Consider the following 21,932-nt stretch of genomic DNA (forward strand, 5'->3'; position numbering starts at 1 on the left):
TGACCTCTTATACAAAATTAAGCCGGTAAAAACAAATCGGCCCCTCTCCGCAAGCAGGAAAGGGGCGCGAAAATCTATCCATTGGACATGTTATTCTTTCTGAACTCACTGGGCGTCTGTTCTGTCCAGCGCTTAAAAATTTTTACAAAATACGCGGCATTCGCAAATCCGACCCTTTCTGCAATTTCCCCGACGGTTAATGTAGATTGGAGCAAATAAAACCGGGCTTGATCAATCCTCACTTTATGCAAGTATTGGATTAATGTGCAGCCCATTTTTTTACTGAATAAGCCGCTTAAATAGTGCTCATCCAAGGTGACTTGCTCTGCCATCGATTTCAACGTGATTTCCTTATCGTAATGGCTTTGGATATAATCCACAATCCTGTTGATCTCGGGATGGGCCGATGGCAATGTTGTCGACTTTATCCATTTTGTTATCCAGTCATCGATTCTGTCTTCTAGCACATGGCGAAGTTCTTCATGGTTTGCTGCGGACAACCAATCATCGGTTTGAGCTTTCCCATGACCCGATATAGCAGCAAACCTATCGTCCAATCGTTCCGCCGTCTCCACAACAATGGTCATGCTTACATGGTTCTTTTTCATTTCGTCGAACATGACATTCAACTGGCGGATGCAAATATTCTTATCCCTGCGCTCAAACGCATGTAATATTTCGCGTTCCATGTTCCATAGCGCTTGTGAGGATATACCTGGCTGTTGGATGATGGAATCCGTTTCTGAATAGGCTGTCACACTTTTGCTGCTTTCATACCAGGATCTCTCGATGAGCCTGATCATACCTCCCCAAGTAGTCTCCAATTCGGATATAGGTACGGAAGAGGCCCACACGACTGAATATGCCATTGCCCCGTTCTCGGCGGGAGCACGCACAACAGGAAGCTCGGAACGTGGAACCCAGGAAAAAAACGTGGTGCAGCCATGGATTCTGAATTTGTGAATGACCGATGTTTCGATGGAATGAATCAACCCGTTACGAGTCAGATCCTCCTCACCTATCCCGCCGGTCCCATGCAATACTAAACAAAGATCTGCATGTGTAAAGCCGCTTGCGGAGATGCGCTGCAGCAAGACACTCCTTTCCGGGTCCGCTTCATCCATACCGTGGATCTGCCTCCACGTATAGCGGTACAGTAATTCGAAATCACGATACGATATTTGCCGAGCAGGTATGGCGGCTTTGCTTAATTCCCGGCTGACCTTCTCCAACATCTGGCGCATCGTATCGACATTCAGCGAGAGCTTCAAAATATAGTTAGTCGCACCATACTCAAGCGCTTGTCTGGCCAATTCGAATTCATTCACGGCGGTCAGCATGACGAATGGACCCTCAAAGCCTTGCAGACGTGCCTTCTGGAGGAGCTCGATCCCATCCATGAGCGGCATCATAATATCGCACAGAATGAAATGAGGAGACTCTTCGCGAATCACCTCAAGCGCTTCAATCCCGTTGTTGGCCTCACCTGTAATAACGAACCCCATTTCCTCCCAATCAATAATTTCTTTAATTAATCGCCTGACACGTGTCTCATCTTCAACCAACAGCACTTTCCACATGAAATCATTCTCCCTTCCCATACGGTTCCGAAAGAAGCAGCGGGAATTTCAAACGAACTAGAGTTCCTTGGCCGCTTGAACTCGCCTCGAGCTGGCCGTCTGATTTAAAAAGCAGCTGCAACCGTTCCCGCAGATTGTTGATTCCGATCCCTTTGCTCTTACGTAACGGTTGATGATTGGCGGATGCCTTCATCCCTATCCCGTTGTCCTCCACTTCCATGATCAGCGATTGATGTTCTTTCACTACCCGGATGGTTATGGAGCCTTCTTGCTGCATCTGAGCAAAGCCGTGATAGAACGAATTCTCGACCAGTGGCTGCAAACTCAGCTTGGGAACAAGCGCGTAACGAAGCGATTCGTCATATTCGTAACGGACATTGACATAACTGTCAAATCTGAAGTTCTGAATGCGCACATACGCCTTCACTAGTGTTAATTCCTCGTCCAGATGGATCAAATCGGTTTGAACGTTTAAGCTGGATTCCAACAGTTCGCCCAGGCAAACACAAATCTCCGCAATCTCGGTATCCTTGCGTCCTAGGGCGGTCCATTTGATCGCATTCAACGTATTTAAGAGAAAATGAGGATTCATTTGAGCGAGCAGCATCTGGAACCTGGATGCTTCCTTTTCCCTTTCCTCCACTTTTAATTTTTGTATCAAGTGACGGATATCGCTACTCATTCGATTGAAGGTTGTTCCTAATTCACGTACCTCACCGGTGCCCAGCTTTTCGGGCAAAGACGACCTAAACTCATTTCTCACAATGACGGACATATGATGCTGAAGAAGTTGCAACGGACGTGTAATTCGATGGGAGATGATAAAGGTGATCACGATGAATAATAAGACAAAGGAGGCGAGAATGACGACCAACCTGTGCTTCACTTGATCGATGTCCCCGAAAAATGTATGAAGCGGAAAACTGTTAATCACATACCATTGATAGGAAGGCAAGTAGACCGCATGCATCAACTCTTGGCCATTCGTCCAAAAACCTCCGGTTGCCGCTTGCCTCCGAACAACCTCTGCAGCCGGATCGGAAATAAATGCTGCCGGACTTGTCTTGGTAACAATACCCCCCGATTGATTCATTATGAAATATTCTTGTCTGATCGTAAAAAAACGGTGCATGGCGTTCAGCCATTCCACATAATCGAAGCTGAGCAATATACGACCATCCAAGTTTCCGTCTGGGCCAAACATATCAACCGTAAGTGTATACATGTCCCGGAGGCTTTTTCCGATCATTTGGTTGTTCTGCTTTTCGAAGCCTTCTGAATTTTTCCACCAATCTTCACTGGCAAGATCTGTATAATTGATTTTACTTCCAAAAGTAGTAATGACCTCCTGATGGCGGTGGTCGATCAGCGAATAATATACATGGGTGGGTAGCGGAGTAAATCCGTCCTGCAACCGCTTTTCCTGCAATCGCTCCGTCACATATAACTGTCGTGTTTCAGTGTTTATTGAATCATCACGGAGTGCCGCTTGAAGTTCTTTATCATTACTTAGTACCAAAGACTCTCTAAAAAGCGCGACCCTGATATTTTCCATGCTTTCTTTCACATAGCCCAACTGCGCATAACTTTGGGAGCTTATCTTTTCTTTCAACGTGCTTTCAAGCTCCCTGAAGTAATACATGACAAAGGACGCGGCAGGCAATAAAATAAAGAATAGAAACGAAACGAAGAACCGGTATTTGATTTTCTGCGGAAACCAAAACAATAACCATCGCTTCATCGCTACGGCCCCCTCGCTCAACTCATTGATTAAATTATATAATATAGTCACATAGTAACATCAAAACATACGAATAGGTAAGGAACATTTTTCATTACAAATTCTACATATTTAACTATGTCAGTTGATTAACCAGGTACCCCAATAATAATCTCTTTCATTCCTTTTATGATTTTACTATCAAGATCTATTGCATTTTTCATTCTTCATGGATAAGATAACTCTTTTCCGATATAGGCAGTATGATGAGCTTTTTGCATTCTGAGAAAAAGATAAATTTCATTAAATCCTTCAATTGGGCATTAATCTGAAATTGAAATCGAAATATATAGTTTTTTCGTAGCATCCTTGACTAAACTAACGGGAAACGATAATTGAACAACAACAGCGGCAGTCTAAGACTTTATTTATCAAGTCTTGTTCTGTCGCTGCTTATTTATTGGACCCAGTCTTCTAAAACGTTGTTAACTCAACGACTCTAGTCTAAGACTTTATTTTTACAGTACAGTTATGTTCAATAGAATGTTTATGGTAAAAAGCAGGAACCTTAACGCGCTGTCTGCGATCCCAGCGGATTAACCAACTGTCTGATCGCTTGCTCGTTTTCCTTTATGTAAATAATTAAAGCTTTCTCAATTCACGCAGAATATTTTCGGGATCCAACCGCTGCATAAAGTCTGGATTCACGTAGGCGGAACGGATAATGCCGGATTCATCGATCATAAAGGTGGAAGGAATCGGCAGGATCCAGCGGTTCGTCGCGTTGTATTCCGCCAAGTCCATGCCAATTTGTTTCATAATGTCCTTAATGTAATCTGGAACGTCGTAAAGAATGTTATAGAATGCGGCCACGAGACCGTGTGTGTCGCTTAGCACTTGGAAAGTCAGCTCTTCTTTCTCCTGCTGGGAAAGCGTGTTGTCCGGGCTTTGCGGGCTGACCGCGATCAGCTGGCCCCCAAGGGCTTCGATGTCAGGCAGTAGCTTCTGATAGGCCTTAAGCTGACTGTTGCAGAACGGACACCATCCGCCCCTGTAGAATGTCAGAACAACAGGCCCTTTGGACAGTTCTTCATAAAGACTAATCGTTTCTCCCAAAGCATTCTTGAGTGTAAAATCCTTCGCCTTCTGCCCCTCCTGCCGGCCGTAAGCAATACCAGATTCCTGCTGCTCTCGGATCTGACGAAACATCTCCGTTTGAATCTGCAAAGGGGTATGCGCGATAAATTCCTGTTTAGCTCCCTCTAAAGCTCGAGTTAATGACATGTTTTATAGCTCCTTATTAAAATATTACTGGTTAATCGCCAGATTATAACTTAGTTAGTGATGCTTCATTTGGCAGACATCTTGGCTGGCGAGGTGAATGCCGCGATCCTGTCTTGCCTTCGTAAATGGATGATTTGGGCTGTTAGGCCAATGATGAGAATGACGAAGAGACTGGCTTGAGCGCCGAGGAGAATTGGCGAATTCAGATCGGCGACTATGGGGTGGCCGTCTGGAACACGGGTCAGGGTTTCGGTAACGGTCGGCAGCATCAGCAGAAACGCTGTCAGGCTGAGGAAAATTGTTTCAAGGTACTTGGCCGCACGCTTAAAGCTCGAAACACGCCTGATGCCGTATCCGGCGAGCAGCAGCAGGATCGTTGCCGTGCCAATGACATAGCTGACCGACTGATGTGCGATGGGAAATACCGTGATAGCGCCAATCAGCATCGAAAAGAAGTAGATGACACCAGACCTTGACCGAGGAACAATCCGTCCATAGCGAGCAAACATATATATAGCCAGCGGAATGGCGGGCAAGCTGCTGAGCGTATGCACCCAGCCAAGTGATGAAATTCCAAACATAATTGTCTCCTTCCAGTCCTTAAGGACAAGGGTGATTTGTTCTGTCTTGTCCCGAGCCGATACTAGAGGTTAACAGCATCTCTCATATCGTGTCGGTGGGGCTTAAGATGGATCGGCCATGCGCCTTCCGCGAAAGCTCAAGGTCTTCCACGGGGCTGAAACAAGGAAATTGAACGCACCTAATCCGGCATAGCAGCTACATTGATAATTGATCATAGTATACCTACTAGTAGGTAGGTTAAAAAGAAATGATGTGTGCCTGAACCATCGACGGGAAGCAGTGTTCGTTTCGCAATCATCCATCGCCATGACGTTCGTTCAAGTTTCCAGAAGTTCACTACGGTGCCATGCTCCGGTATCCCATTGACACGCCATGATTTTGCGACTCATGCGGCTGGCTGTCATGATCCAAATGGAACTTGGCGGATGAGATACGATTAGTTCGTAAATAGCGATCTTATCCTCAAAATGGTTATGTTCACCTCCTTTCATCTCGATCATGACTGCAACCATCGCCATCGCGGCTTTCATCACAAAGGGAAGCGCGAAGCGAGTCGTTCCAAGAGCGTGTCTGTCACGACGCCGAATATCTTCGGATCGCCATAAGCCCGCGCCGAAAGCATCGCGCCGTGAACCGTAGCCATGAACGTTTCGGCCTCGTCACGAGGGGTATTCATCAGTTGAAATTGCCCGTGCAGCGCACCGCGCTCCAGCACGGATGTCAACCACGCCGACAGGTAGCAGAAATGCGCCCGGACCTCTAGCGCAACTTCCTCGGGTAGGACCGGGAGCTGGCTTGCCAACAACGCGCAGACACAAAACGGAGCGCTGGCGTCCGTGATACAGGCTTCCCAATAACCAGTGTAGTTCCGAAGCTGTTCGAGCGGATCGGATACTTGAAGTTCGAGATTCGCCATCCCTGCTTCAGCTTCTTTCCGATACCTCGCAACTAGCGTTCGGACCAGATCGACCTTGCTAGGAAAGTGGTGATGGATGCTCGCCTTTCGAATCCCAACCACATCAGCGATGTCGGCATAACTAAATCCGTTGTAGCCGCCAGTGACGATCAGAGAACGCGCACAAGCCAGAATGTTGTCAAAAGTAGTAGATAAATTGTCCATAACCACAGTCTACCTTCTAGTAGGTACTTTGTCAAATAGCATAGTCGTTACGCTAATGGAAAACTTTAGCTTAATAACATCAGCGGCAGTCTAAGACTTTTGGCCCAAAATTGTAATCGGAAAGGACCAAAGCGGGGCTGCTGCAGTTGACGGTATGGTTTAATTTCTTTAACTGATCCATGTCACAACCATTTTATGCAGCGGAGTCACCCCGAGTTCAATGATCTCTAGCGGTCGCTGGAAAATAAAAACCCTCATGTCCCGATGGACAGAGGGTTTTGTACTACAGGATATCGTTAAGGTGGAGTCGACAATAATATCCTAATCATAATATAACCTTACGTATTTAACCTGATACAGCGTATTTTTGAACAATATTGTTTCAGTCCATCCCAATGCCCCCAGATACACCCGATGCATCTTTTCGGTTGTTTGGGTTTTATACTAATGGTCAAAATCTCATCATCCCTTAATCTAGAAATCAAAAACTAGGCTTCTACTAGCTCAGGTCTCTTTAATTGAAGTGGAGGAGGTATCAACCAACCTTTTTCCTTTGTTACTCGTAAAATCCTTAAGCCGAGGGCAGCTTTTGTTGTATGATATTTAGCAAATAAGGTTCCAATATCTTCTCTTGTGGATTTACCCATAACCATACTGCAAGCAACTAGGCCCATGGAAGTATCTGCTCCAATCATAGCAGCAATTTCTTGGTCGGAAAACCGAGCACCAACAGGAATTTCTTCAAGCTTTGCTTCTGGTCTATTAGGTAAAGGAGGAGAAGAAGCAATTCCATTATGGTTAAGTATTGTGTCGCATTCACTTACTTCTAATTCAGCTTGATCGATCAAATCACCCAATAGTTTTTTCAGGTCTTTGTCGCCAGCATGGTACTGATAAGCCCGATATGCAGATATACAACCTTTTGCCTTCATTGAAAATTGCCAAAGATCATGGATTTCGCCATAGTGTAAAGGCTCATCTTTTTGGTTGATACCGCTTAAAATACCCACTGTAACAGCTCCTCTTTGTTTAATTGAATCGAAAGTTATTTTCTCTAAGGGGTGCTCCTTTTATTCCTACAGAGCTACAGTTTCCCATCAGATAAAACAAAAAAACCCTTCCGATGAGAGAGGGTCTTTGTTCCATTCATTAAGGTCAATAATACACGACCTTATTTCTCGGGATTTCTCGATCGGTTTCTTAACCCAGCCAATCCTAAAAGGCCCGCTAACCCTAGCCAACCCTAATTCCTATTATTATCGTTGTTTGTTGTTGCGTAAGCTTGCGTTGTATTGTTACTTCCGTTGCCATTGTTATAGCTATTGTTATTATTGTTTCCTTCTGCTAATACGGGGATAGACAAAAACAGGCTAAACGTAAGAATCATTGTTGCAATAATCAATTTTCTCATTTTTTTGACTCCTCCTTTCACGGCAAAAGCGCGTAAACTCCACTGGATGCTTCCCGTCGGCTCTTAATGAGATAAAGTTCTTGTCACCCGACAGCTGTGGAATTCTAGTCCCCTCCTGTCGAATGAGAAGAACAGTTTGCCGCTGTTCCGCATCAGCTATACACTATTATCGATACATGAAACCAACCGTTTTTCCACATCCGCTGCAATACTCCTCAAAGCCTCAAAGGATTCATTTTCAACCATACCGATAAGAGATGACGGTTTAGGCATGCCGATTTTCGTTTGTCCTTCATGCTCATAAACCGCTAGTTTACATGGTAAAAAATAACCGGCCAAATGATTTTCACTCAAAACTCGTTTGGCCTCAACAGGGTTACATACCTCCAGGATCTCATATTTTTGATGAAACTCAAGCCCCTTTTCATTTAACTTATCCTGTATACTGAATCTCCACAGAACACCGAATTGCTCACTCTTTAAGTTCTCTTCTAGTGCATGGATCGCTTCTTCGACAGTTTTATTTGAAGCAACGGTATAGTGGAACATGATAGCCCTCCTAATATTTAAAAATTGAAATTCTGTTTTATAATCCTCAGTATATAACTCGGTATTATGGAGATTAGGCCTATGAACATTCTACATCATTTATTTACGGAAAATTTCCTACTTGCAGCACTAAGCTAACAACCGACCAATCCAATACTCTTTTCGCTCATGTGATCAAGTCTTGCCCTTCAGACCACTATGTGAACGAGTTTCATCCGGTATTTGAAACCTATGTTGAGTACCATCAAAAGAAATATTCCTAATTTATTATTCCAATCTTATGAAAAACTATGTTACAAAATTAGAGAACCATCAGTCTCATCAACTGATGGTTCTCATTATTTCTTTATTTTTCCCTGCCACGCCATAATCCCGCCTTGGAGTTGAGCCATCTGCGTGCGTATAGCCTTGTTTGCTCAATATACCGGCTGCTTGCTTACTCCTCATACCACTCCGACAGTACAAGTAGACGTTTTTATCCTTAGGAATTTCAAATACTTTATTTTTCAGTTGTGACATAGGCATATTAATTGCGCCAGGAATATGACCCGTATAGAACTCACCGGCCTCGCGTACATCAATGAGAATCGGATTCTTTTGACTCTGAAGCTCTTGTCCGAAGTCTTTGTAGCTTAATGTCCGCAATCCCTTTGTCGGAGCTAACCTTGAGTATAGAAACCATACTGCGACAATGATCAATGCAACATTAATAATAGCTGATGTATCCACTTGTCACTCTCCCCATGCCGTTATCTGCTTTTCACTAAGAGCTCCATGGCTTCTTTGACTACTTGGCTGGTATCTTTTCCTGCATCTTTTTGCTCCAGAATACATTGCTCCAAGTTGACAGCTACAATATACGCAATGGCTTTATCTGACGCGCTGCGAATGGCTGAGAGCTGACTTACAACATCCTTGCAGTTCTTCCCCTCTTCCATCATATTAAGAACACCCCGCATCTGGCCTTCCATCCGTTTCAATCTTCTTTTTACATCATCATCATAGATCATTTCATTCACCCTTTCCTTATACATGTATGGGTATATTATAGCCTTGATTATCGCAGCTAAAAATAAGAAAGGAGTGAATTATTGTTTGGCCTTAAATAAACAAGTTTACTTTCCCTTCAGAAGCATCTCCAAGATAAGCAGCAACGCCGGCATATTCGATTCCATCGAGCAGCTCTTCTTTTTGCAAACCCAGAAGGTCCATGGTCATAGTACAAGCCACAAGCTTAACTCCTTGCTCTTGTGCAAGCACAATCAATTGAGGCAAGCTCAGCGCGTTATGCTTCTTTATTACGTGCTTAATCATCTGTGGGCCCATTCCAGCAAAGTTCATCTTCGACAGACCAAGCTTGTTGGCACCACGCGGCATCATTTTGCCGAACATTCTTTCCAGGAAGCCCTTCTTTACAGCAACCGGTTCGTCTTTTCTAAGGGCATTCAAGCCCCAGAAGGTAAAGAAGATCGTTACCTCATGATCATAAGCAGCAGCCCCGTTCGCAATAATAAAGGCGGCGATGGCTTTATCCAATTCTCCGCTAAAAAGTACGATCGTAGATTTTTCTTTCTGTGTCATGTAACATTTCTCCATTTCATTTTCGTTCTATATACATATACTTGTATGGGTATAGTTCGCTTTAAAAATAAAAGGACCGTTAACGTCCTGTATTGTCAATCCATACAAAGCTAGATAAATTAGTAAAACCGGATTTTTGAAGGTTCCTTGCCGCTTTTTTTATTTTGTAATCTGACGAAGAGACGATCACAATTTCGTCTGTTTGGCTCAGCTCTTTCTTCCTTACGTGCGGCAGTCTGCCTATATAAATGTTAATGGCACCGGGGAGATGCTGCTTATAATAATCCATAGGGTGCCTAACATCCAGAACTTTGACTTTTGGGTCCTTTATTTTCTCATACAAAAGTGCTTCAACGATAGGTTTAAGGCCCTTCACAGGCATGATTCTCTTTTAAAAGAGAACCACGAGTGCTAACACGAGTGAATACACAATCCAATTCAATGAACACGCCCTCCTTCGTTCAAAGGGTATGATTATCTGATATACCCTATAGGGTATTCAATCAAGTGTATTTTTTACCTTTTTATATCCTTACAACAAGTTTAGCAGTTGTTGCTTCCTTCTGAATCCATTCCCGCGATAATATCTTTAAAGGGATGTCCATAGCTTCGTTTGAGGAAAAGATGATTACTTTTGATGCAATGCAGGAGAATGAAAATATGGGAATTCCTAAAAAGGAATGACACATTGATGTCATTCCTTTTTCCTTATTAGGCCTTTTTAATCCAGAACTTAAATACACCATCTTCTTCTGTATCTTGTACTAGTTCATGTCCCGTACTTTTAGCCCACGAGGCCAAATCATTTTTTGCCCCTTTATCTGTGGCATGTACTTCCAAAACCTGCCCCGATCCCAATTCATCTATAGTCTTTTTGGTCCTTACAATAGGCATAGGACAAGCCAACCCTTTAGCATCCAATACTTTATGACTGTTCATTTCGATTTCCTCCTTATTTATCGTGAACGGCACAGCGGTTCGGGCCAATTTCCATCTCGCGCTGTTCCTCTTCGTTCGGGCTGATTTTCCCCATATTCGTTTGACGTATTTCTTGATACGCATTAGGCTGTGGAGGCAGGTTTTCCGTAACTGTCTTACGGAACTCTCCCTCATCTTGAATGTTTAAGCCTGGATTATTGCTGTAAAGTTCACTTAGACGACCGGATACAAGTCCGTTTGATCCAAGCTCTGTTACTTTACCGAAGTGAGCAGGGAGCACGACTAGATCATCAGACAGATTCTTATAACGGCTGTAGAGAGTCTCACGAAGATCACCTACCCAGTCTTCAGCAAGACCCGCCAAGTCAGGGCGTCCAATTGATTCCACAAATAAAATGTCTCCGGAAAGCAAGTACTTGTTATCCACGATGAAAGACGTAGACCCAATAGTATGACCTGGGGAATAAATAGGCTGTACTGCAATCGCTTCATTGCCTACGTAAATATTGTTTCCTTCTTCCAACGGTGTATAGCTAAACGTAACTTCAGTCGCATCCTTAGGCGGCAAATGATAGGTTGCTCCATATTTCACTGCCATAGCATGTCCTCCGGAGATATGGTCCGCATGAAGATGCGTATCGATGGTATGAATAAGCTTTGCATTCTTTTCTTTCAAAAATCTTTCATATTGGTCTATCATCCGGTTGGTGTCGATAATCGCTGCTTCTCCGTTCGATAGTACCATATAGGACAGGCAGCCTTTGCCGATGCGAACAAATTGATAAAGCTCTCCCCCGCTCGATAGGTCGGCTACTTTCACCGGTTCAAGGTACTCGCTCCATGATTTCATGCCGCCCTCAAGATAAGAAACATTGCTTCTCCCTGCCTGCGCAATTTGCTTGGCAACAAATATGGAAGAGCCTTCTTTGGCGCATACTACCAATACTTCCTTGCCATCCGGAATTTTCTCAAGTGCCGGATCTACTCCATCGATCAGATCGAAGTAAGGTATGTTGATGATCTCGATGCTTTTTCCTTCGATCTTCCAATCCATAAAATCCGTTTCATTGCGAACATCCAGGATAAACAACTCTTCATTGTTAAGAATCTTTCTGGTCACTTCTTTGGAAGTCATTTTGTGAATCGTGCTGGTTGTCATCTTTACCCCTCCCAATCTTAATTAGAATGTAAGTGTTACATTGGCATCTTGAGCAAAATCAAGGAAGGTAACGGCCCCGCCGACATCAATACCTTCAATAAAGTCCTCCTTCTGCAAATTCATGACATCCATGGTCATTTGGCATGCGATGATTTTCACGCCCAATTCCTGAGCCAGTTCGACCAACTGAGGAATGGAGGGAACATTAGCCCTCTTAAAGCCCTGCTCAAAATGCTCTTTGCCTGCTGGCATTGGAAGCTGCTGGTATGCTTGCTTGTGGATCAAATTCAGGCCTTCAAATGTGAAAAAGATGGCTACCTCCGTATCTGTCGCGGCTGCTGCTGTTGCGATGTTGAACACCTTGTATGCGTCAAATAATCCCCCATTGCTTGCAATGATTGCGAGTTTGTTCGCCATGTTTTTATTCCTCCGTTTTTTGAATGATCTAGAATTAATCCTTGTCTACTTCACCAGTCCACTCTGCCATCCCAGGCAGCACATTCTTGACATTCGTAAAGCCTTTTTCAGCTAAGGCTTGACAAGCCATATCACTGCGGCTACCGGTTCGGCAAACGACGTAATACTCTTCATCGGGATTCAACTCTTTCATTCTTTGCTCGAGCTCTCCTGCCGGTATGGATTTCGCCCCAGGCATGCGACCGAATGCATACTCTGCCGGCTCCCGAACGTCCAGAATGTTTATCTTCTCACCACTCGCCAATTTCGACTTGATCACATCAAGTGAAGCTGTATGGGGATACTTGGCTTCCGCCTTTACTTCAGACGGATCCGCCTTACGGATAAAGTGACGATACACTTCGCCTTCTTCCTTTAAACCAATAAACTGATGTCCTGTGCGCTTGGCCCAGTTTTGAAGATCGGCAACCGAGCCTTTATCTGTTGCTCTTACCTCCAGAACCTCACCTGTTTTTAACTCTTCCATGGCTTTTTTGGTATGAACCACAGGCATGGGACATGCCAAGCCTTCACATTCCAATGTTCGATCTGCTTGTAGAGTACTCATGTTTAGCCTTCCTTTCCAAGGTATAATTATTTGCCAAATTTCACTTGTCCGGGCCAAATAGACATACCCCCCGGCATATTGACCACTTTATAACCCAATGTCGAGAGAAGATCACAGGCCACCCCGCTGCGGTTCCCGCTGCGGCAAACCACAACCGTTTCTCGATCTTTGCTTAGCTCGTTGTGTCTTCCTTGCAACTCACCCAGAGGAATGTGTCTTGCTTCAGGAATATGCCCGGACTCCCATTCATCGTGCTCCCGAACATCAAGAATTTCGAACTTTTCTCCTTTTTGGATTCGTTCAGCTACTTCATGAGGCAATTGTTCACGCATGGTATCTCCTCCATTAGGTTAAAATATCAATCCATATTTTTATGACAGTAGCCACGATAAGTGCGGCCAATATCCATTGAAGAACTTTCGTATTTAACTTCTTACTAATTTTCGCTCCGATCGGCGAAGCAATCGTACTGGCAATGACCATAACGATGGACGGGATCAGGAGCATGTGGCCACCCATAAATTTCCCTACCGTAGAGCCGATAGAAGAAATGAAGGTAATTGCGAGTGATGAGGCAATGGCCACGCGAGTCGGTATTTTCAAAATGACTAACATGACCGGAACGGTAATGAACGCTCCTGCCGCTCCGACAATTCCAGAAAGAATCCCGATAACGGCGGCCAATATGGCAGCGAGAGGCTTATTAAACTGCAGTTTTGTATAGTCAGCATCTTCATTAGCTTTTTTGGGCAGGAACATCATGATACCTGCAACGAGCGCAAGGATAGCATAAACAAGATTGATTACATCATCCGGCAGGAATTTAGATCCGTATCCCCCAGCGAAGCTTCCAACCACAATCGCGATACCCATGGATAAAACTAAGGATTTATTGATGTAGCCCCCTTTGCGGAAAGCGAACATACCAGCTAAGGTTGCGAAAAATACTTGAACCGCACTGATTGCTGAGACTTCTTGAGCGGTAAAGGCTAGAAATCCTAAGGCCGGCGGGATATACAGCAGCATTGGATATTTGATTATGGACCCGCCGATACCGACCATCCCTGAAATCAAGGAACCGACAAAACCGATGACGAATAGCGTGATAATCCAACCGATATCCATGGCGACTCCTTTCTTGGGTTAATTTGTTCTTTAACGGCATCCAATATACCCCATGGGGTATAATTTTAAGTAAAAAAAATTGGTTATGATACCCACCTCATTACCATGCTTTAAAAAACTTGAGAGTTGGAATATCCATAACCTGATGACTTTTGGCTGTCTTCTGATTTGATTCGATGTTTACCTTCGCTATCGTAATTTCATCGCCAAATTTGTCATCAATTTCGTTTAAAACGGGAGACAGCATTCGGTAAGGTCCGCACCAGTCGGCATAAAAATCAACAATTACCAGCTTGTTGGGATCCAGGACAACTTGGTTGAAGTTTTGATCACTTACATTCAAGATGGCCATATTAACAGCATTCCTTTCATTATTTTTGTTTATACATATACCCGTATGGGTATGCGATTACTATAACTCATTTGAGTTTTTCCGTCAACACCACTTGTATTAAGGAGGGAAATCTACTTTTTATCCATTTTCACTCAAGGATTCTCCTTGAGTGTCGTTTGAAATTTACGGCATTCGCGAGGGAAGAGTTCATTCTTACATATTAGGACGCGAAGCGAAAAGGCAACATTAGAGTTATTTGTTCGATCCGGCTTCTCACCTATCACACAGAAAAGTACGGTGGGCTTATGGCCCGAAACTAGCCCTGAAAATCTTTCATCAAAGCAAAGAATCGATCGTCCTGATGACAAATATAAGGGAGAAATGGAGCGGTTCACACCCTCTTTTGCGCAGTCGTGTATAAACAACAGAACCACTATTTTAAGGAGTGGTAACTTGGGATACGATTTCTCCAAGCCTCTTCATGGAAGAGCTGCGTTTTCCTGCATTGATTTACGCTCTTCGGCACAGGGACCGTAAAACCCGACCCGATGCGTGTATGATCGTAGTAGTGCATGTGGTCGCATCTACACTGGCCACACTAGTAATGGTGCCGTTGCCAAGGGCAATGCAACTCTCATTAAAGCTGGTTACAGCTTCGTTATTGTAATTGGAAATGAAGCGCTTACATGTCGAACTGACGGTTAGCGCAGCGGTTAATGGGACATCGGACACCGATGGAGCGATATACGAATACGTATACGACGTAACCGTCGGTAAAAGGGCGTGTTGAACGGTCCCTCCTGTAAAACCAGAACGCTCAGCGTATGATCGCACCGTCATGATCAATATTTCCTCAAACCGAATACGGCTCCTTCCGATTTCAATGCCAGTGAATGATGAGTGCCAGCCGAAATCATGACGACGCCATTCATGCCCGCTGGAACACTAGCTTGCCTACATTACTTAACCGGTGTTGACGGCAGTAAGTCGACGGTCACACTAGATGCATACGGCATTCAACAGGGAACAACCATTCCGCTGTGTACTATATCCCCTGGTTCTCACACACGCCCAAGCAGCCCTGAAAACTAGATACGAAACGATGCGTGTAATGAGCAAGTAATTCTATGACATTTAATTTCATAAAAATGAGATTGTTTTCATTCCCATGGCAATTTGAATAAGTTTCATATGGTGGATGCATCTTAATATAGGTACAAAATATGACCAAGTTTAAAAGTTGGTGGAGGCGATTACGATGGTAGTCTCCTCTTCCCCGTCGTTCAAACTGTTATCGGGAGGTTAGCACTTGGAGCATCCAATGGAAGATACCATGGCGGATAACTATATGCCCATTACGTCCATACGAAGCGGCGTTGCAGACGAGGTCAGCTCCGATCTTTGCTGCTGCACCATTCAGATCGTCAACATCGTTTTAGCTGGTACCAGCGAAGAATGGGTATTGATCGATACCGGAATGCCGCACGCGGCCGAACGGATTGTCGATATAGCCGAACAACGATTTGGATCTGGAGCAAGGCCCAAAGCAATCATTTTAACTCATGGTCATTTCGATCATGTCGGTAGTGTTGTTAGGCTCGTGGAAACATGGAACGTGCCCGTTTACGCACACGAACTGGAACTGCCCTATTTGACCGGCAAATCAAGCTATCCGGAACCCGACGGATCGGTGGAAGGCGGACTTATTGCGAAGCTGTCGCCATTTTTCCCGAATGAGCCGATCAATTTATCGAGTCATGTTCATGCTTTGCCATCCGACGGGACGATTCCGGGAATGCACGGTTGGCGATGGATACATACGCCTGGCCATACTCCGGGTCATATATCCCTCTTCCGTGATTCGGACAGGTCACTTCTTGCGGGAGACTCGTTCGTTACGGTAGAGCAGGATTCGCTATACAAGGTCATGACCCAAAAGAAGCAGTTGACCGGCCCGCCCGTATATTTTACGACCGACTGGCAAGCAGCTTGGCAATCCGTCAAAAAGCTTGAACAGTTAAAGCCTGCTTTAGCGATAACCGGGCATGGCGTACCGATGCTTGGTGATGAATTGACTGAGGGGCTCACTGCATTAGCTCACGATTTCGAGCGGATAGCAATTCCGGATTATGGACGCTATGTTCACGGTGCACATTAGCGCCACTTTGTACACATCGTTCCAACGCCGTTGATTAAACAATGAATAGGCAGGTAGATCGGCATGGTTTTTTCCAGCTTCGTGTTTCTTTATGGTTTTCTTCCGTTAGTGCTGCTGCTTTATTTCATCGCAGGAAAGGAATGGAAAAATACGGTGCTGCTGCTGTTCTCTCTTCTGTTTTATGCTTGGGGAGAACCGGCAGGCGTTTTCATTTTGCTGGTGAATGTTGCTGCGGGCTGGATCGGCGGACGATGGATCGAACGGGCAGGACGAACATCGATCGGCAAGCTGCTTCTGCTTGGTTCGGTCGCTTTTCAGGTTCTATTTCTTGTTTACTACAAATATCTCGGGTTTGCTATCGAAACAATTCAATCGGTTACATCCCTATCTTTATCGTATTCGCCGCCATCGCTTCCAATAGGGATTTCTTTCTTTACATTTCATGTCATATCTTACCTGGTGGACGTGTATCGCCGGGAAGCTCCGGCCTTATCGTCTTATTCCACTCTATTGCTGTATATAGCGTTATTCCCCCAACTGGTGGCTGGTCCGATCATTCGTTATGCCGATATTCAGTTTCAGCTTAAAGAACGGAATATTACAGCAGATGGATTTAGTCAAGGCATCGTCCGATTCGTTACAGGACTCGGAAAAAAGGTCATTGTTGCCAACTCCTTGGCCGAAACTGCTCCTCTGCTGCTCGACAGTCCGATTGAACAATTGACCGTGGCGGGAGCATGGCTCGGCATATTCGCATTCGCTTTGCAAATTTATTTCGATTTCTCCGGCTATTCGGATATGGCGATCGGTCTTGGAAAAATGTTCGGTTTTACATTCAAGGAAAATTTCGACTATCCTTACGTTTCGACTAGTGTAGCGGAATTTTGGCGGCGGTGGAACATGTCAGTCGGCCGGTTTTTCAGGGATTATGTGTACATTCCGATGGGAGGAAACCGGAAGCGCGCAATGTTCAATATGTTTATTGTCTGGTTTTTGACAGGGCTATGGCACGGGGCGAGCTGGAATTTCGTCGTTTGGGGATTGTACTTCGGTCTAATGATCACTCTGGAAAAAAGCTTCCTGCAGAAGTTGCTTTCCATCCTGCCTACGTTCGTATCACGAATGTATTTCGCGGTTGCTGTGCTTATCGGATGGGTGTTTTTCTATTTCGAATCGCTCGGTCACGGAACCAAGTATTTGCGGGCAATGTTCGGCCTTGCTCCTATACCGGCAGCCGATGCGGCCTTTTTCATCCATTTGCAAAACCATATCGTCCTTCTCACACTGGCCGCTATTGCCGCGACACCCATTCCAATCCGCTTGCATCGTCTGTTGGAAGAACGTCTGCAGCCACGTTTGGCCCGTTCCTTCTACAATGAAATTGCATTACCGGTTGGAGCGTTGGTCATGCTGGTCGTATCGGCCCTACTGCTAGTAGGTAAAACGTATTCGCCTTTTTTCTATTTCCGATTTTGATAAAACGGAGGGAATGTCATGCGACTAGGACATTATTTGCAAATAGGCTTCTTCCTCCTGTTTGTATATGCAGGGACCGGATTCATGTGGACGCCGGAGGGAAGCAAGTCTGTATCCGAAAAGGAAAATCGCGGTCTGTCGCAATTGCCACAATGGTCAGGCAGCTCCATATGGTCAGGGCAATATTGGCGAGGGATCGAAAATTATGTCGCTGACCACGTGCCGTACCGCGATGCGCTCGTTGGCATCAGCAAGAAGATTGCTTCATGGCAAGGCATGTCCGGTACCGAAAACACGGTCATACTTGCCTCCAAAGCCGATAACATGGCTCAAGTAATGAAGTCAGCTTCCTCCGAAGAAGTTGCGTCTTCGCAAGCAACGACTTCCCTGAATGAAGCAAGCGCGAGTATTCCAAGCGCAGGTAACATTTCGCCGGTTGAAAGTCATCCGGAGCCCAGTGCGCGAAAATCGGAGCAAACGAGCCATCTTGCGGGTAAAGTACTGATCATCGATGATCGTGCCGTGAACTTGTTCAGTTATGTTTCTACAGCGGGAAAGCTGTACGCGGATACGATCAATCGGCTTCGTGACCATGTCGCCGATCAGCTTGGTTCGGACGTTTCCGTTTCGGTGCTCATCGCTCCGACCGGGGCGGAATTTTTGCAAAGCGAGACATTGAAGAAACTGTCCTCTTCCCAGCAGGAAGCGATAGTCGATGTATACCGGAAATTGAAGCCGGGAATAAAGACCGTGGACGCGCTTGCCTTGATGCAAAATCATATAGACGAAGATCTATATTTCCGAACCGACCATCACTGGACGGCGACAGGTGCTTATTACGGCTATGCAGCCTACATGAAAGCGACAGGACTATCTCCCGTAGCATTGAAGACCTATGCCAAAGAGGAAGTTCCCGGCTTCTTGGGCTCGCTTTATTCAGCAACATTGCACAAAAAACTGGAGAAACGGCCCGATACGATCGTCGTTTATAAACCATTTGTAAAACACGATTATACCGTTCATTATGCCGGACCGCTCAAAATGGATCTGCTCGATATGAATCATGCGCATAGGATGAACAAATACCGGATTTTTTTAAGCGGTGATCGCCCTTGGGGGCAGATCACAACGGAAGTCAATAACGGAAAGCGGCTCGCTGTGATCAAGGATTCATATGGCAATGCCTTGATTCCATTCCTTCTCCCTCATTTCAGTGAAATTTACGTTATCGATCCGCGGCAGTTCAACAAGCCGCTAATCCCGTTTTTGCAGCAGCATAACATTCTGGAGCTGCTGTTCGTTAACAATTCTGAGGTGTTGACCGATACGCATTTTATGCAGTTGGTCGGGGCTATGGGAGATGCCGGCTGAATCAGATCACGTCTCAATCCTCGGCTTAGCCGGGTCACAGTCCGGATTCGGAACCAAGCCGCTGTGTTCGCATATAGCCTGCCATTTCGATGCTTTTCAAATAAAACTGCTGAAAATGAACCTCGAACATGCGGCTTTTATCGATCAGCCGTTTCTCGACCATATCCAGATCGCTGGCGATGGCAGCAGCGTGACCGATTGCATCGGATAGCCATAGTAAATCATGGTGCACTGCGTCGAATTGCGGAACCTGATTACCGGCAGCCAACGAGTTCAATATGTGCAAATATTCCTCAAGCTCATTCACCATATGGTTGATAAACGTCGGCGTCAATCCGATCGTTACTTTGCCGGTCAGCAGCCGTTTCAATAAGTCCAGCTTGAACATACGAAACTGATTCGTCAAATCAAGCGCTTGCTGATTAAGGGTCGCAAGCTCCCCACCGGATAATTGACGCCGGGAAAACTCCAGCAACCGGTCGAATGAATGGATAAATTGTTGAGCCGATTGGATCGACGGGGTTTCTTTTGGAGAAAGCGTGTTCAAAATAAATCTGGCGTGGTCCCCCAATATTTGCAGCCAGAACCTGTGCTCGAACAGCGCAGCTTGATGACGTTTCCTCTTCCCGACCATATTGACGATTCTCTTACATGTAATTATTCACCATGGAGCACATAACGTAAAATAGCAGATGCGAAGGAGAAAGTAATGAGCAGGCAGAAACTTCAAGACCGACTGAGAATGAAGAAGGTTGAGCCAAGTCATGGAGAGCAATTCAATGACTTGCTGCGTTACGTTTTCCAAGTAACGAATCATGATCTGCTTACATTCGGCTGGGGGAATCGGGAGATTGCACAGGCGAAACTTCCTGTACTCAAACAGGCAGATGTACTTGGCTGGTTCGATGGTGATAAACTGATTTCCCAGCTGGCGGTATATCCGTTCCAGGTTAATATTTTTGGGAAGATCTATGATATGGGCGGCTTAACGGGTGTCGGTACCTACCCCGAATATGCCAATCTAGGATTGATGAGCCAATTAATGCGCACATCACTCGCGAATATGCGCGAACGGCAGCAGTCAATATCTTATTTGTATCCTTATTCCATCCCATATTATCGCCGCAAAGGTTGGGAGATCATTTCTGACAAGATCTCGTTTGAGGTAAAGGATACCCAATTGCCGAAGCTGAAGATAGTACATGGCAATGTGGAACGGCTGTCGATCGATCACCCTGATATTCGTAATGTTTACCGTCGTTTCGCCCTGAACCATCACGGCGCGATGCTTCGGAGCGAATTGGCATGGGAAGAATACTTGCGTTGGGACCTGGATGATTTGACTGTTGCCGTTTATTATGATGAAGATCAGCAGCCTCAGGGTTATCTGCTCTATTGGATCGCCGAGGAGGTCTTTCATATGAAAGAAATGGTATACATGGACGGTGAGGCGCGAGCAGGTCTATGGAATTTTATCAGCGCCCATTTCTCAATGATAACGCGTGTCAAAGGTCATATTTTCACAACAGAGCCTCTTGCCTTCCTACTGGAAGACAGTGACATCAAGGAGACCATCTCTCCCTACTATATGGCACGAATTGTCGATATTCACCACTTCGTAAAACATTATCCGTTCCTCCCCCAGGTCGTGGATTGCCAGTTGACTTTTACGCTGCATGACCCGATGTTGGAGTGGAATCAAGGGAAATTCACACTAAATGTGGATGAGCAAGGTCGCGGGAAATTGGTGGAAGGCCGCGGAAACCCGGAGGTGGCCTTTGATATACAGACATTGACTACGATGCTGATGGGATATAAACGTCCGGCATATTTGGCACGGGTAGGCCGCTTCCAGGCGCAATGGAAAACAATCGAGCTGTTGGAGAAGCTGATAGAGCGCCAGATCCCGTATTTCTCTGATTACTTTTGATGGTTAAATCGACTATAGATGAATGCAAATATAGTAACAGAACCAGCTCTTAAATTAGTTGCTCCTATGTCCATATTTGCTCTCCAAAACAGAATCGGATATCGTTCCGATTTGTTATTTTAGTAATTCTAAGCCCTCAAAACAACAAAAAAGCCCTCTATCCTGATGGATAAAAGGCTTAACGGATACTATACACAAGCGGTGGGACTATAATATCCTTTATTGATTATACCCACAGTCCACAAGTTCATACACGAACAGCCTCATCATCTAATTTAGCTTCCTTTTTCCAACTCCCTACAAATTCGTTCTGGAGATTCTTGCGGATCCGCACAAGCAAATCTTGCAAGAAAATCAAACCAGTATTGTTCAAAAGTAACAGTCTCGCCATGAACAACGCGAAATGATAAATAACGATGCCATAATCGGGCCCGGAGTTCTTCCAAGCTAATGCCTGACTCCATGGGAAGCACTTTCTAAAACTGCTTCTTCTGCAAGAAAATGTTGAATGCCTAATCTTAGAGTTCGTGTTCCTGTAAGGAATTATTAACTATGTTTGAATACGGTACTCAGGTTTTATTACCGATGT

The 21,932-nt window shown here is 45.0% G+C and carries 24 protein-coding genes and 1 pseudogene; 4 read left to right on the forward strand and 21 right to left on the reverse strand.

The window, feature by feature from the left end:
* Positions 1–74 precede the first annotated feature (74 nt).
* The 20 genes and pseudogenes from ACFQ88_RS05545 to ACFQ88_RS05640 all read right to left on the reverse strand — a co-directional run bounded on the left by ACFQ88_RS05545 (position 75) and on the right by ACFQ88_RS05640 (position 14,426).
* A complete protein-coding gene (locus ACFQ88_RS05545; RefSeq protein ID WP_379452735.1) occupies positions 75–1,580 on the reverse strand; it encodes a response regulator transcription factor in 1,506 nt (501 codons plus the stop codon).
* A 4-nt stretch (positions 1,581–1,584) separates the two neighbouring features.
* Positions 1,585–3,192, reverse strand: a complete 1,608-nt coding sequence (locus ACFQ88_RS05550; protein ID WP_379452737.1) for a sensor histidine kinase — start codon at positions 3,190–3,192, stop codon at positions 1,585–1,587.
* Between the two features lie 750 nt (positions 3,193–3,942).
* Positions 3,943–4,584 carry a peroxiredoxin-like family protein gene (locus tag ACFQ88_RS05555; RefSeq protein WP_379452739.1) on the reverse strand — a complete coding sequence of 214 codons (642 nt, stop codon included), beginning with the start codon at positions 4,582–4,584 and terminating at the stop codon, positions 3,943–3,945.
* A 65-nt stretch (positions 4,585–4,649) separates the two neighbouring features.
* Positions 4,650–5,165 carry a hypothetical protein gene (locus ACFQ88_RS05560; RefSeq protein WP_379452741.1) on the reverse strand — a complete coding sequence of 172 codons (516 nt, stop codon included), beginning with the start codon at positions 5,163–5,165 and terminating at the stop codon, positions 4,650–4,652.
* A 530-nt stretch (positions 5,166–5,695) separates the two neighbouring features.
* Positions 5,696–6,286 (reverse strand): TetR/AcrR family transcriptional regulator, encoded by a 591-nt coding sequence (locus ACFQ88_RS05565; protein WP_379452743.1) that lies wholly within the window; start codon positions 6,284–6,286, stop codon positions 5,696–5,698.
* A 488-nt stretch (positions 6,287–6,774) separates the two neighbouring features.
* Positions 6,775–7,296 (reverse strand): DUF3231 family protein, encoded by a 522-nt coding sequence (locus ACFQ88_RS05570; protein ID WP_239624355.1) that lies wholly within the window; start codon positions 7,294–7,296, stop codon positions 6,775–6,777.
* A 161-nt stretch (positions 7,297–7,457) separates the two neighbouring features.
* Positions 7,458–7,529: pseudogene (locus ACFQ88_RS05575) on the reverse strand (WGxxGxxG-CTERM domain-containing protein); the annotation flags it as partial.
* Positions 7,530–7,697: a hypothetical protein gene (locus ACFQ88_RS05580; RefSeq protein ID WP_379452746.1), complete on the reverse strand. Its 168-nt coding sequence runs from the start codon at positions 7,695–7,697 to the stop codon at positions 7,530–7,532.
* A 156-nt stretch (positions 7,698–7,853) separates the two neighbouring features.
* Positions 7,854–8,246: a DUF302 domain-containing protein gene (locus tag ACFQ88_RS05585; protein WP_239624359.1), complete on the reverse strand. Its 393-nt coding sequence runs from the start codon at positions 8,244–8,246 to the stop codon at positions 7,854–7,856.
* A 321-nt stretch (positions 8,247–8,567) separates the two neighbouring features.
* Positions 8,568–8,975 carry a rhodanese-like domain-containing protein gene (locus ACFQ88_RS05590; protein WP_379452748.1) on the reverse strand — a complete coding sequence of 136 codons (408 nt, stop codon included), beginning with the start codon at positions 8,973–8,975 and terminating at the stop codon, positions 8,568–8,570.
* Between the two features lie 20 nt (positions 8,976–8,995).
* Positions 8,996–9,256 carry a metal-sensitive transcriptional regulator gene (locus ACFQ88_RS05595; protein WP_379452750.1) on the reverse strand — a complete coding sequence of 87 codons (261 nt, stop codon included), beginning with the start codon at positions 9,254–9,256 and terminating at the stop codon, positions 8,996–8,998.
* Positions 9,257–9,347: 91 nt separating this feature from the next.
* On the reverse strand, positions 9,348–9,827 hold the full coding sequence (locus ACFQ88_RS05600) for a DsrE/DsrF/DrsH-like family protein (RefSeq protein WP_239624365.1): 480 nt from the start codon (positions 9,825–9,827) through the stop codon (positions 9,348–9,350).
* A 79-nt stretch (positions 9,828–9,906) separates the two neighbouring features.
* Positions 9,907–10,203 carry a rhodanese-like domain-containing protein gene (locus tag ACFQ88_RS05605; RefSeq protein WP_379452752.1) on the reverse strand — a complete coding sequence of 99 codons (297 nt, stop codon included), beginning with the start codon at positions 10,201–10,203 and terminating at the stop codon, positions 9,907–9,909.
* Positions 10,204–10,538: 335 nt separating this feature from the next.
* Positions 10,539–10,766: a sulfurtransferase TusA family protein gene (locus ACFQ88_RS05610; RefSeq protein WP_379452754.1), complete on the reverse strand. Its 228-nt coding sequence runs from the start codon at positions 10,764–10,766 to the stop codon at positions 10,539–10,541.
* 13 nt (positions 10,767–10,779) lie between these two features.
* Entirely contained in the window at positions 10,780–11,925 is a 1,146-nt protein-coding gene (locus ACFQ88_RS05615; RefSeq protein ID WP_379452756.1) for an MBL fold metallo-hydrolase, read from the reverse strand.
* Between the two features lie 21 nt (positions 11,926–11,946).
* A complete protein-coding gene (locus ACFQ88_RS05620; RefSeq protein WP_379452758.1) occupies positions 11,947–12,342 on the reverse strand; it encodes a DsrE/DsrF/DrsH-like family protein in 396 nt (131 codons plus the stop codon).
* Positions 12,343–12,376: 34 nt separating this feature from the next.
* The gene (locus ACFQ88_RS05625) at positions 12,377–12,949 is read right to left on the reverse strand and encodes a sulfurtransferase TusA family protein (protein ID WP_379452760.1); all 573 of its coding nucleotides are present in this window, start codon (positions 12,947–12,949) and stop codon (positions 12,377–12,379) included.
* Positions 12,950–12,975: 26 nt separating this feature from the next.
* The gene (locus ACFQ88_RS05630) at positions 12,976–13,281 is read right to left on the reverse strand and encodes a rhodanese-like domain-containing protein (protein WP_379452762.1); all 306 of its coding nucleotides are present in this window, start codon (positions 13,279–13,281) and stop codon (positions 12,976–12,978) included.
* A 13-nt stretch (positions 13,282–13,294) separates the two neighbouring features.
* Entirely contained in the window at positions 13,295–14,074 is a 780-nt protein-coding gene (locus tag ACFQ88_RS05635) for a sulfite exporter TauE/SafE family protein (protein WP_379452764.1), read from the reverse strand.
* A 100-nt stretch (positions 14,075–14,174) separates the two neighbouring features.
* Positions 14,175–14,426 (reverse strand): thioredoxin family protein, encoded by a 252-nt coding sequence (locus ACFQ88_RS05640; protein WP_379452766.1) that lies wholly within the window; start codon positions 14,424–14,426, stop codon positions 14,175–14,177.
* A gap of 1,303 nt (positions 14,427–15,729) precedes the next feature.
* Here ACFQ88_RS05640 and ACFQ88_RS05645 point away from each other — a divergent pair.
* The 3 genes from ACFQ88_RS05645 to ACFQ88_RS05655 all read left to right on the forward strand — a co-directional run bounded on the left by ACFQ88_RS05645 (position 15,730) and on the right by ACFQ88_RS05655 (position 19,413).
* On the forward strand, positions 15,730–16,566 hold the full coding sequence (locus tag ACFQ88_RS05645; RefSeq protein ID WP_379453597.1) for an MBL fold metallo-hydrolase: 837 nt from the start codon (positions 15,730–15,732) through the stop codon (positions 16,564–16,566).
* 63 nt (positions 16,567–16,629) lie between these two features.
* The gene (locus ACFQ88_RS05650) at positions 16,630–18,042 is read left to right on the forward strand and encodes an MBOAT family O-acyltransferase (protein ID WP_379452768.1); all 1,413 of its coding nucleotides are present in this window, start codon (positions 16,630–16,632) and stop codon (positions 18,040–18,042) included.
* Positions 18,043–18,060: 18 nt separating this feature from the next.
* Positions 18,061–19,413, forward strand: coding sequence for a DHHW family protein (locus ACFQ88_RS05655; protein WP_239624385.1), 1,353 nt, complete (start codon positions 18,061–18,063; stop codon positions 19,411–19,413).
* Between the two features lie 34 nt (positions 19,414–19,447).
* On the opposite strand, the gene ACFQ88_RS05660 is transcribed toward ACFQ88_RS05655, so the two are convergent.
* Positions 19,448–20,047 (reverse strand): DUF2935 domain-containing protein, encoded by a 600-nt coding sequence (locus tag ACFQ88_RS05660; RefSeq protein ID WP_379452771.1) that lies wholly within the window; start codon positions 20,045–20,047, stop codon positions 19,448–19,450.
* Between the two features lie 75 nt (positions 20,048–20,122).
* On the opposite strand from ACFQ88_RS05660, the gene ACFQ88_RS05665 reads away from it, so the two are divergent.
* Entirely contained in the window at positions 20,123–21,343 is a 1,221-nt protein-coding gene (locus tag ACFQ88_RS05665; RefSeq protein WP_239624387.1) for a GNAT family N-acetyltransferase, read from the forward strand.
* Positions 21,344–21,932: the final 589 nt, after the last annotated feature.

The organism is Paenibacillus sp. NPDC056579, assembly GCF_042793215.1.
In the GTDB taxonomy this organism is placed as follows: domain Bacteria; phylum Bacillota; class Bacilli; order Paenibacillales; family NBRC-103111; genus Paenibacillus_S.

Excerpts from the sequence above, each read along its gene's own strand:
- ACFQ88_RS05660 (WP_379452771.1), bottom strand. The coding sequence starts at position 20,047 with ATGGTCGGGAAGAGGAAACGTCATCAAGCTGCGCTGTTCGAGCACAGG.
- ACFQ88_RS05645 (WP_379453597.1), top strand. The coding sequence starts at position 15,730 with ATGGAAGATACCATGGCGGATAACTATATGCCCATTACGTCCATACGA.
- ACFQ88_RS05560 (WP_379452741.1), bottom strand. The coding sequence starts at position 5,165 with ATGTTTGGAATTTCATCACTTGGCTGGGTGCATACGCTCAGCAGCTTG.
- ACFQ88_RS05545 (WP_379452735.1), bottom strand. The coding sequence starts at position 1,580 with ATGTGGAAAGTGCTGTTGGTTGAAGATGAGACACGTGTCAGGCGATTA.
- ACFQ88_RS05650 (WP_379452768.1), top strand. The coding sequence starts at position 16,630 with ATGGTTTTTTCCAGCTTCGTGTTTCTTTATGGTTTTCTTCCGTTAGTG.
- ACFQ88_RS05595 (WP_379452750.1), bottom strand. The coding sequence starts at position 9,256 with ATGATCTATGATGATGATGTAAAAAGAAGATTGAAACGGATGGAAGGC.
- ACFQ88_RS05610 (WP_379452754.1), bottom strand. The coding sequence starts at position 10,766 with ATGAACAGTCATAAAGTATTGGATGCTAAAGGGTTGGCTTGTCCTATG.
- ACFQ88_RS05565 (WP_379452743.1), bottom strand. The coding sequence starts at position 6,286 with ATGGACAATTTATCTACTACTTTTGACAACATTCTGGCTTGTGCGCGT.
- ACFQ88_RS05580 (WP_379452746.1), bottom strand. The coding sequence starts at position 7,697 with ATGAGAAAATTGATTATTGCAACAATGATTCTTACGTTTAGCCTGTTT.
- ACFQ88_RS05585 (WP_239624359.1), bottom strand. The coding sequence starts at position 8,246 with ATGTTCCACTATACCGTTGCTTCAAATAAAACTGTCGAAGAAGCGATC.
- ACFQ88_RS05600 (WP_239624365.1), bottom strand. The coding sequence starts at position 9,827 with ATGACACAGAAAGAAAAATCTACGATCGTACTTTTTAGCGGAGAATTG.
- ACFQ88_RS05635 (WP_379452764.1), bottom strand. The coding sequence starts at position 14,074 with ATGGATATCGGTTGGATTATCACGCTATTCGTCATCGGTTTTGTCGGT.
- ACFQ88_RS05620 (WP_379452758.1), bottom strand. The coding sequence starts at position 12,342 with ATGGCGAACAAACTCGCAATCATTGCAAGCAATGGGGGATTATTTGAC.
- ACFQ88_RS05640 (WP_379452766.1), bottom strand. The coding sequence starts at position 14,426 with ATGGCCATCTTGAATGTAAGTGATCAAAACTTCAACCAAGTTGTCCTG.
- ACFQ88_RS05615 (WP_379452756.1), bottom strand. The coding sequence starts at position 11,925 with ATGACAACCAGCACGATTCACAAAATGACTTCCAAAGAAGTGACCAGA.
- ACFQ88_RS05625 (WP_379452760.1), bottom strand. The coding sequence starts at position 12,949 with ATGAGTACTCTACAAGCAGATCGAACATTGGAATGTGAAGGCTTGGCA.
- ACFQ88_RS05665 (WP_239624387.1), top strand. The coding sequence starts at position 20,123 with ATGAGCAGGCAGAAACTTCAAGACCGACTGAGAATGAAGAAGGTTGAG.
- ACFQ88_RS05555 (WP_379452739.1), bottom strand. The coding sequence starts at position 4,584 with ATGTCATTAACTCGAGCTTTAGAGGGAGCTAAACAGGAATTTATCGCG.
- ACFQ88_RS05630 (WP_379452762.1), bottom strand. The coding sequence starts at position 13,281 with ATGCGTGAACAATTGCCTCATGAAGTAGCTGAACGAATCCAAAAAGGA.
- ACFQ88_RS05655 (WP_239624385.1), top strand. The coding sequence starts at position 18,061 with ATGCGACTAGGACATTATTTGCAAATAGGCTTCTTCCTCCTGTTTGTA.